Below are 9,099 nucleotides of genomic sequence, written 5' to 3'. Positions count from 1 at the left end.
TCGTTGTCCTGCACGGCCTGCGGCCCGCTTCATCCCCAGCCTCCATTCGCTGGCGATAAAACCGGACAACTCACGTGCTAATCCGGACAACTCATGTGCTTACGACACGGCCCGCGGCCCACTTGCCTCCCACAAGCCGCTCCTGTAAGAGAACCGCCATGAACACGCGCGCCAGCAACGCTTCCCGTCCGACCGGTTTTTCCGGCGAGACCGTGCGCGCGCTGGCTTCGACCCTGCTTCTTCTCGGCCTTATCGGCGATCGCCGGGTTCGCTGAAGGAGCGCCCGGCGGTCGAACCGCCGCGCAAGCGCATGCTCCTTGGCAATCACATCAAGCGAACGAAATTCTGGTAAAGGCGCCGCTCGCCATCAATCCACCTGAAGGTGGATCCATGAGCCGCCGGGAGAAACGACGATGAACGCACGAGAAGAGATCCGCTCCGATGCCGCGGTAGCCGACACGGATTCGGCCAAAGGCATGCCCGACGCAGCCCGCAAATATCAGCCCTATCCGACCGTCGGTCTCACCGATCGCACCTGGCCCTCGAAGGTTATCGACAAGGCGCCGATCTGGTGCTCGGTCGACCTGCGCGACGGAAACCAGGCGCTGATCGATCCTATGGGCCATGAGCGCAAGGCACGCATGTTCGGCCTGCTGCTCGACATGGGCTTCAAGGAGATCGAGATCGGCTTCCCGTCGGCCTCCCAGACCGATTTCGACTTTGCCCGCTGGTGCATCGAGGAAGGCAACGTACCCGCCGATGTCTCGCTGCAGGTGCTGGTGCAGTGCCGGCCGGAGCTGATCACCCGCACCTTCGAGGCGCTGAAGGGCGCCACCAACCCGATCGTCCATTTCTACAATTCGACCAGCGAATTGCAGCGTCGCGTCGTCTTCGAGAAGGACGTCGGCGGCATCAAGCGGATCGCCACCGACGCCGCCAAGATGATCACCGACATGGCGGCCAAGGCCGGCGGAGGCTTTCGTTTCGAGTATTCGCCGGAAAGCTTTACCGGCACGGAGCTGGAAGTGGCGCTGGAGATCTGCAACGCCGTCACCGAGATCGTCAGGCCGACCGCTGACAACAAGCTGATCATCAACCTGCCCTCGACGGTCGAGATGTCGACACCCAACATCTATGCCGATCGCATCGAGTGGATGTGCCGCAACCTCGACAACCGGGAGAACCTGCTGGTCTCGCTGCATCCGCACAATGACCGCGGCACCGGCATCGCCACCACCGAGCTCGGCCTGATGGCCGGCGCCGACCGTGTCGAAGGCACGCTGTTCGGCAATGGCGAGCGCACCGGCAATGTCGACATCGTCACGCTGGCGCTGAACATGTACACGCAAGGTGTCGATCCGTTGATCGACTGCTCTGACATCAACCGGATGAAGGACGTCTATGAATATTCGAACCAGTTGAAGATCCCCGAGCGCCACCCCTATGTCGGCGAACTCGTCTACACCGCCTTTTCCGGTTCGCACCAGGATGCCATCAACAAGGGCATGAAGGCGCTGAAGAAGGCCAATACGAGCCTGTGGGAAGTGCCCTATCTGCCGATCGACCCGGCCGATGTCGGACGCAGCTACGAAGCCATCATCCGCATCAATTCGCAGTCCGGCAAGGGCGGCATCGCCTATGTGCTGCAGGCCGATTACGGCCTCAATTTGCCGCGCAACCTGCAGATCGAGTTCAGCCAGGAAATCCAGGCGATCACCGATGCCGAGGGCAAGGAAGTGCCGGCCAGGCGCATCTACGATCGCTTTCTCGAGACCTATGTCGACCAGCCCGGCGCGCGGCTGAAATTCCTCGATCACCACACCTATCCCAGCACCGAGATCAAGGGCCGGCGCGTCGTCGAGGCGGTCATCCTCGACAACGGCAAGGAACTGACGATATCGGGCACAGGCACCGGCCCGATCGACGGCTTCGTCGATGCGCTGTCACGTCATCTCGGTGTCGAGATGTCGGTGCTCGACTATTCCGAGCACTCGATGCAGCGCGGCTCGAACGCGTCGGCCATTTCCTATGTCGAGATGGAATATCCCGGCGGCAAGCTGTTCGGCGCCGGAATCAACACCAACATCGTCGCTGCCTCGCTGGAAGCAGTGATGTCCGCCGCCAACCGTATCGTCGGCAAAAAAGCCGGCTGACGCCCGACGGGAACAAAGATCGGAACCGTCCCAATCTGGTGATCGGTTCCGACCTTTCGGGCCGTTAACCACCGCGGAATTATCCGGTGGGTACGTGATCGCATAATGGGGTGTATACTTGTGTGGTGGTGCGGGACCTATATGATCGCGCCTCAACCTGTGCCGACTTCGAGAGGATCGACACTTGCAGCATGCCACGCCTGCCGCCCCCGCAGTGCGCGAGACACTGGAGCGACTGCTTGCCAGCCAAACGTTCGGCCGATCCGAACGCGCGCGCAAGCTGCTACGTTATCTTGTCGAACGTGAACAGGCCGGCGAAGCCGACAGGCTCAAGGGCTTTTCCATTGCCATGGATGTTTTCGGCAAGGACGGCGATTTCGACCCGTCCACCGATGCCGTGGTGCGGGTGCAGGCAGGCAGGCTGCGCGAGCTTCTGCAGCACTATTTCGCCAATGAGGGAATTGCCGAACCGGTCCGCATCGCCATTCCGCGCGGCGGCTATGTTCCTGCCTATGAATCGAATGCGATCCGCCTGCCGGATATTGCCGAGGCTGTTCCCGAACTCAGGCTGGACGGCGCCGCATCCGCCGATCGGTCAAACGAAGCCGGCACGGGCACGCCGGAGGCGATGTCTCTGACTTCCGTACCGACTTCGCCTGCCCCCTCGGTGGCGCGCCATCTCCGCTTTTTCTGGATGGCGATCGCGCTGGTCATCGCCATGTTGGGCGTACTGATTCTTCGCCAGGGCAGCACTGCCTTGCTGGCAGGCGGCGACATCTCGGCAACGCCGGAGACCGCTGGCGCAACCGCAAGCATCACATCGTCGGCAAGGGCTGACGCCCTGCCGCAAGTCTATATCGGACTCAAGGCTGACGGCTCCGACGCCAGCCGTGTCGCCGCATCGCTGCGCGCCGGCCTGAGTGGCTTCGATACGATCGACTTCATCGGCCGCGACACCGTCAACGATCCAGCCGACGACGCTGCGAGCTTCATATTCGACATCCTGCCCGGACCGGACGCGGGCGATATCACGATAGAACTGCAAAGCATGGCGTCCGGACGGGTGCTTCTATCGCGCAATCTCACCCCTGCCGACAGCGCACCTGCGGCGGTCGAAGACCGTATTGCCGACATGCTGAGCTCGGCACTCCCCGCCTCCGGCACCATCTACAACTATATCGAGCAGACCGGCACGCCAAACGGTCTGACGCAGTGCCTGCTGCTCAACGGCAAATATTACCTCGACCAGAACGCCAGGACCCATGAGGCGGCCTATCGTTGCCTCGAGAAGCTGGCCAATGGTGGAACCAAGTCCTCGCTCGTCTATTCGGAACTTGCTTCCCTGCATCTCGAGGCGGTGTCCGATCATTACGCCTATCCGCCCAACGCGACGATTGAAACAGCCGTCGAGTTTGCCCATCGCGGCGTGCAGATGGGTCCGACCAGCCCTTATGCGCATCGCGCCTACGGCTATGTCAGTTCGCGCCTCGGCAATACGGACGAATCAATCCGCTGGATGCGCAAGGCCTATGAACTCAACCCCTACGATCTCGGCATGGCCGCCGCTTACGGCTACGGGCTGATCTTCGCCGGACGATACGCCGAGGGAACGCCGATCCTCGATCATGCGGCGGAGACCTTCAGCGGACACCCGACATGGTGGGACTATGGGCTGTTCGTCGGTGAGCTCATGCTCGGCGACACGAACAAGGCAGTCGCGGCCAGCATGGCACTGAGAACGACGGCAACGAAATCACACTATCTGGCGGCACGGCTGATCGGCGCCAAGGCTGCCGGACAGGACCATCTGGTGAGCACGCTGCTGAAACAGTTGACCACCGAGTTCCCCAAATTTGCCGCCGATCCGCGGGCGACTTTCGTCGAGCGGAAATATCCGGCCGACCTGACCGACCGGCTGGTTCAGGCACTGCGCGCTGCCGGGCTCGGCAGCCCGAGCTGACACCATCGACGTCCGCGGACTGGCTGCGCCGTGTCCCGATGGGTTTACTGCGCTTCGATCGCCGAATGCCGGTTGATCCCCAAGTTCTGTACACAACCGTACAAATCGCGAAAATTTTACTGGTCATCATGTCGGACTAGGAGCAATTCAGCCACGATTGGTGTCGCGCATTCTGCAATAACAAAAAATCAGCTTTCATGACCGCATCACTTTTTGCCGCCGAAGAGGGTGTTGGCTCGAAGGCCATCGTCCTGCTGCACGGTTTCGGCGGCTGCCACGATGTATGGCGCGAGGTGATTTCCGCCCTGACGCCTTCCACGCATACGCTGGCCTATGATCTGCCTGGGCATGGGATGTCGCTCGACTTTCCCGCCGCCGGTCCGGCCAGGGTGGCGGCTAAGGCCGTGCTGACCGACCTCTCGGAGCGTCGGCTGAAGCGCGTTCATCTCGTGGGCCACTCGATGGGTGGTGCCGTGGCGGCGCTGATGGCGCTGGCCGAGCCCGAAAAGATAGCCTCGCTGACGCTTCTGGCACCGGGCGGCCTTGGCCCCGAAATCAACGGGCCGCTGTTGCGCCGCTATGCCGAAGCCGCGGATCGGTCCGAGATCCGCTCCTGCCTCTCCGTGATGTCGGGACCTTCTGCCCTGCCGCTCGAACATACGGTGGACATCCTTTGGGAAATGCGCAGGCGACCCGGCCAACTCGAAAAGCTGGTCGGGATCGCGGCCGCCATGACCGTGGACGATCGGCAAGGCGTCATCCCGCACGATCGCCTCGATCGGCTGAACATGCCGGTAATGGTGGCATGGGGAACCAGCGATGCGGTGCTGCCCTTTACCCAGGCGGATGACCTGCCGGCGCATTTTCACGTGCACCACGTGCTGGAGGCGGGCCATATGCTGGCCGAGGAAGCACCCGACCTCGTTGCCGAGATCATTCGCCGCAACACCAGCCGCCGCGCCAGGCCGCACCGCCAGAAATTCGCCGCCGCAGCAAGCTGACCTTTTCGCGCACGACGACCCTCCTGAGCATCCCGACGCCGTCGATCTCGCCAGTGCATTTTGCTGGCGGCTGTGTTAACCCAGTGTTAACCAAACCCACGAGGCAGACGCCGATGAAGGAAGCAGGCGAGAAGACCATCGACCAGTCGAAGAAACTGTCCGATGCCATCCGTGATGTCAAAAATGCCTTCGCCGACCGCGACGATGTCGTCGTCGACATGCGCGAGGCGCATCGCATGCGTCTCGATCTGCTTGCCGCCGAGCTGGCGCCGGTTTTTGCCGATGTTCCGGCCGACATGGACAATTTCGACTTTGTCGTCTCGTCGGGCTTGCAGCCGCGCCTGTGGATCGACGCCATCAGCCATGTCGCCATGGGGCGCGACCGCCGCACCTATCGCTTCCTCAAGGACACCCGCATCGGCCGGGTGGTGCTTGCCGAATCCACTGAGATGAAATCGGTTGCCGATTCCGTGACGCGCTATGTCGCCGAGCGCATCGTCGAGCGTCAGAGGATGCTGGAAGGCGGCGTCGAACCCGCCGTCGCCGGCCTGAAACGTGCGTATGTGCCAGAAGCCGAACCGCCGCTGCGCGCGACGGAGCGCGGCAAACGCTGGTCGGCCCTTCTGTCCGGGCTTGGCCTGGTCGCTGCCGGCGCACTGGTCGGCCTTGTGGTGTCGGTCGTCCTGTTCTGGGACCGCATCGTGGCCATGGTTGTCAATTTGCGGCCATAGCGGCCTCGGCGCCAAGCTCCACCGTCTGCAGATCGGATGGCGGTATGGACGGCCCGGTCAGGCCGCGCCGTGTCAGCCGGATCCGCCAGTTTCCCTTTTCACCGTCGATGTCGAACAGATTATACTGCGCCGCCGGGTGCTTGCCACCCGGCGCCTGGCCGGCGGCAGCGACACCGACCGCCGGGATCCTGACGCCTCGACCGCCGATGAAGAACAGCGACGGCAGATGCGAATGGCCGTGTAGCACAAGGTCGGCGCCATGGCGGCGAATGATCTTGTTGAAGCGGGCGATGCCGAACAGCCGCTTGTGCTGCGGGACCGCGCCGCGCACCGGCGGATGATGGATCATGATGACGCGGAACAGCCCCTGTCCGGCAGTGTCCTGGAGGATTTTGCCGAGCCTATCCCCCTGGCCTTCCATGAAAAACCCATTGGCCATGAAGGGTGCCGTGGCGCGCGCTGTCGAGACGCCGATCAGCGCGACATTGCCGCGTACACGCAGATAGGGGAAGGCGTTGCGGTCGACCGGCGTGTTGACGCCGTCGCCGCTCATCCACGCCGCCCAGGACCGGCAGACCTTGTCGAAGGCGCCCGGCACATAGGCGTCGTGATTGCCCGGAACGACCGAAACATCATGCGGCGGCCCCAGCGTCTCCAGCCAGTGCCTGGCCATCTCGATCTCGCCGTCGAGCGCCAGATTGACCAGGTCGCCGGTGACGGCGAGGTGATCAGGCGTGTTCGCCTTGATGTCGGCGACGATCGTGTCAATGACCGCATCATGCATATGGCGGCGGCGGTTGCGCTGCCAGTTGACATAGCCGAGCACGCGCTTGGAGGCGAGATCGCGATAGGATACATCGGGGAGCGGCCCCAGATGGACATCGGAAATATGCGCGAGCCTGAACATACAACCTTCATAGGCGACCCGCGCGCGGCTTTCCACCCACGGTTTCGCTATCAATGACGAGCCCTGAAGATGCCTTCCGCCAGACCGGCTGGCCAGGGTTGAGGGCCAGGCTGTTCCATCTCTATTTCGTGCTGCGGAGGCCGATGACGCTTGGCGTGCGCGGCCTGATCCACGACACAGCGTCCAGATCCGTCTTCCTTATTCGCCATACCTATGTACCGGGTTGGCAGCTTCCCGGCGGCGGCGTCGAAGTCGGCGAGACGATGAACGAGGCGCTGGCCCGTGAACTGGCCGAGGAAGGCAACATCGCTCTGACCGCCCCGCCGGTGCTCAAATCGATGCATTTCAACCGCCGCTCCAGCCACCGCGACCATGTCGGCTTTTATCTGCTCGAGCATTTCAGCCAGACGGCGCCGAAGCTGCCGGACCACGAGATCGCCGAAGCCGGCTTCTTCCCGCTCGACCGCTTGCCGCAGGGCACGACGCCGGCGACGCTGCGCCGGATCGCCGAGGTTTTTGACGGCGAGCAGCCCTCGCCCTACTGGTAGATCAGGCCGCCGCTTTCTCGAAGCGCGCCCGGTCATGCCGTGCGCCATAATCGAGATCCGGTCCGACAGGCACGATCCGCGTCGGATTGATCGTCTGGTGGCTGCCGTAATAATGCGCCTTGATGTGATGCATGTTCACCGTCCCGCCCACGCCAGGCACCTGATAGAGATCGCGCAGATAGTTGGACAGGTTCGGGTAGTCGGCGATGCGGCGCAGATTGCATTTGAAATGGCCGACATAAACCGGATCGAAGCGCACCAGCGTGGTGAACAGCCGCCAGTCGGCCTCGGTGATACGACCACCGACGAGATAGCGCTGTTTTGCCAGCCGCTCCTCCAACGTATCCAGCGCCGAAAACAGCTCGCCGAAAGCCTCTTCATAGGCGCGTTGCGTGGTGGCGAAGCCGGCGCGATAGACGCCGTTGTTGATGGCGGGATAGACCAGCGCATTGATGCGGTCGATCTCGCCGCGCAACGCCTTCGGATAGAAATCCAAGCTGGCGTCGCCCCATTCATCGAAGGCTGAATTCAGCATGCGGATGATTTCGGAAGACTCGTTGGAGACGATGGTCTGCTCCTTTTTGTCCCACAGCACCGGCACAGTCACCCTGCCCGAATAGGCGGGATCGGCCTTGGCATAGATCTGGTGCAGGAAGTCGAGGCCGTAGAGCGTGTCGCCCGTGGCGCCGTCCTCAGCTACGAACGTCCAGCCGTTGGCGCCCATGAAATGATGCACCACGGACACCGATATGATGCCCTCCAGCTTCTTCAGCGCGCGAAAGATCAACGTCCGGTGGGCCCACGGACAGGCAAGCGAGACATAGAGGTGATAGCGGCCGGGCTCGGCCTTGAAACCGCGCGTCCGGCCTTCGGCAGGCGCCCCGTCAACGGTGATCCAGTCGCGCCATTGCGACTGCGCCCGCACGAACCTGCCACCATTGTCCGCCGTATCGTACCAGCGGTCCTGCCATCTTCCTTCGACCAGCAATCCCATGCGAATCTCCTTGCGTCCTGTTGGTTGATGTAGGCGCAAGGCTGCCCTGTCGAAGACGTCAGGTGCTGAACAGACCGTCACTTGGCCGAAATGACGGACAGAAACGGCCGATTGCAGCGGCGGGAAATTGATGCTAGCGGACAATCCGCATGTTCGACTTTGCTTTGATCCGGTTTGACCGACGACGAAAGGGCGCCCGCGCTTGATGAAGCGCTGACTGGCGAATGCTGCCGTTTGCAGCAACCTTTCCTCCTTGTACCGGACCGCAAAGACCATGAGCCTTGCCGACGTGAAATACCTGCCGGAAACCCCGGCGCACGACCCCGAGATCGAAGCCATCAACGACGAAGCCTTCGGGCCCGGCCGCTTTGTGCTGGCCGCCTACAAGATTCGTGAGGCCGGAGGGCACGAGCGCTCGCTGTCCTTTGTCGCCGTCAATGGCGACATCGTCGTCGCCTCGGTGCGCATGACCCGCATCGCCGCCGGTGCCGGCCGCGCATTGATGCTCGGGCCGCTCGCCGTGCGGCCGGCCTTCAAGAATCTCGGCATCGGCCGCCGGCTGGTGGCGATCGCGCTCGAGGCCGCTGCCCGGGCCGGCGCACCTGCCGTCATGCTGGTCGGTGACGAGCCCTATTACGGGCCGCTCGGTTTCAAGCGGATTCCGCGCGGCCAGATTTCGATGCCGCGCCCCGTCGACCTCGACCGGCTGCTGTCGCACGAGATCGCGCCGGGCGCGGTCGCCAGGCTCTTGGGCGAGGTCTGCCACGCCGATCCGGCCAGGGTGACCGATCCTACCGCGGCGATG

Annotated in this window: 8 protein-coding genes; 6 read left to right on the top strand and 2 right to left on the bottom strand. The window is 62.9% G+C overall.

The annotated features are described in order from the left end of the window. Positions 1-413 precede the first annotated feature (413 nt). The 4 genes from leuA to EN991_RS12345 all read left to right on the top strand — a co-directional run bounded on the left by leuA (position 414) and on the right by EN991_RS12345 (position 5,845). Positions 414-2,153, top strand: coding sequence for a 2-isopropylmalate synthase (gene leuA, locus EN991_RS12360; RefSeq protein WP_127368847.1), 1,740 nt, complete (start codon positions 414-416; stop codon positions 2,151-2,153). Positions 2,154-2,337: 184 nt separating this feature from the next. Beyond that, positions 2,338-4,113 (top strand): hypothetical protein, encoded by a 1,776-nt coding sequence (locus tag EN991_RS12355; protein ID WP_127368846.1) that lies wholly within the window; start codon positions 2,338-2,340, stop codon positions 4,111-4,113. Between the two features lie 197 nt (positions 4,114-4,310). Next, on the top strand, positions 4,311-5,114 hold the full coding sequence (locus EN991_RS12350) for an alpha/beta fold hydrolase (RefSeq protein ID WP_027162195.1): 804 nt from the start codon (positions 4,311-4,313) through the stop codon (positions 5,112-5,114). Positions 5,115-5,227: 113 nt separating this feature from the next. After that, complete coding sequence (locus EN991_RS12345; RefSeq protein ID WP_013529921.1) at positions 5,228-5,845, top strand: hypothetical protein; 618 nt, start codon at positions 5,228-5,230, stop codon at positions 5,843-5,845. Here the strand turns inward: EN991_RS12345 and EN991_RS12340 are convergent. Next, positions 5,829-6,752: a metallophosphoesterase gene (locus EN991_RS12340; RefSeq protein ID WP_013529920.1), complete on the bottom strand. Its 924-nt coding sequence runs from the start codon at positions 6,750-6,752 to the stop codon at positions 5,829-5,831. The two genes, EN991_RS12345 and EN991_RS12340, sit on opposite strands and share 17 nt — an antisense overlap. A 53-nt stretch (positions 6,753-6,805) precedes the next feature. On the opposite strand from EN991_RS12340, the gene EN991_RS12335 reads away from it, so the two are divergent. Beyond that, positions 6,806-7,300, top strand: a complete 495-nt coding sequence (locus EN991_RS12335; RefSeq protein ID WP_013529919.1) for an NUDIX domain-containing protein — start codon at positions 6,806-6,808, stop codon at positions 7,298-7,300. 1 nt (position 7,301) lies between these two features. On the opposite strand, the gene EN991_RS12330 is transcribed toward EN991_RS12335, so the two are convergent. Continuing rightward, positions 7,302-8,294, bottom strand: coding sequence for a glutathione S-transferase family protein (locus EN991_RS12330; RefSeq protein ID WP_064994476.1), 993 nt, complete (start codon positions 8,292-8,294; stop codon positions 7,302-7,304). 274 nt (positions 8,295-8,568) lie between these two features. Between EN991_RS12330 and EN991_RS12325 the strand changes: the two genes are divergently transcribed. Further along, positions 8,569-9,099: N-acetyltransferase (locus EN991_RS12325; protein ID WP_164769005.1), on the top strand; the 531-nt coding region annotated here is incomplete at its 3' end.

It is taken from the genome of Mesorhizobium sp. M7A.F.Ca.US.005.03.2.1 (assembly GCF_003997795.1).
Classification (GTDB): Bacteria; Pseudomonadota; Alphaproteobacteria; order Rhizobiales; family Rhizobiaceae; genus Mesorhizobium; species Mesorhizobium ciceri.
This window is presented reverse-complemented; position numbering and strand designations above follow the sequence as displayed.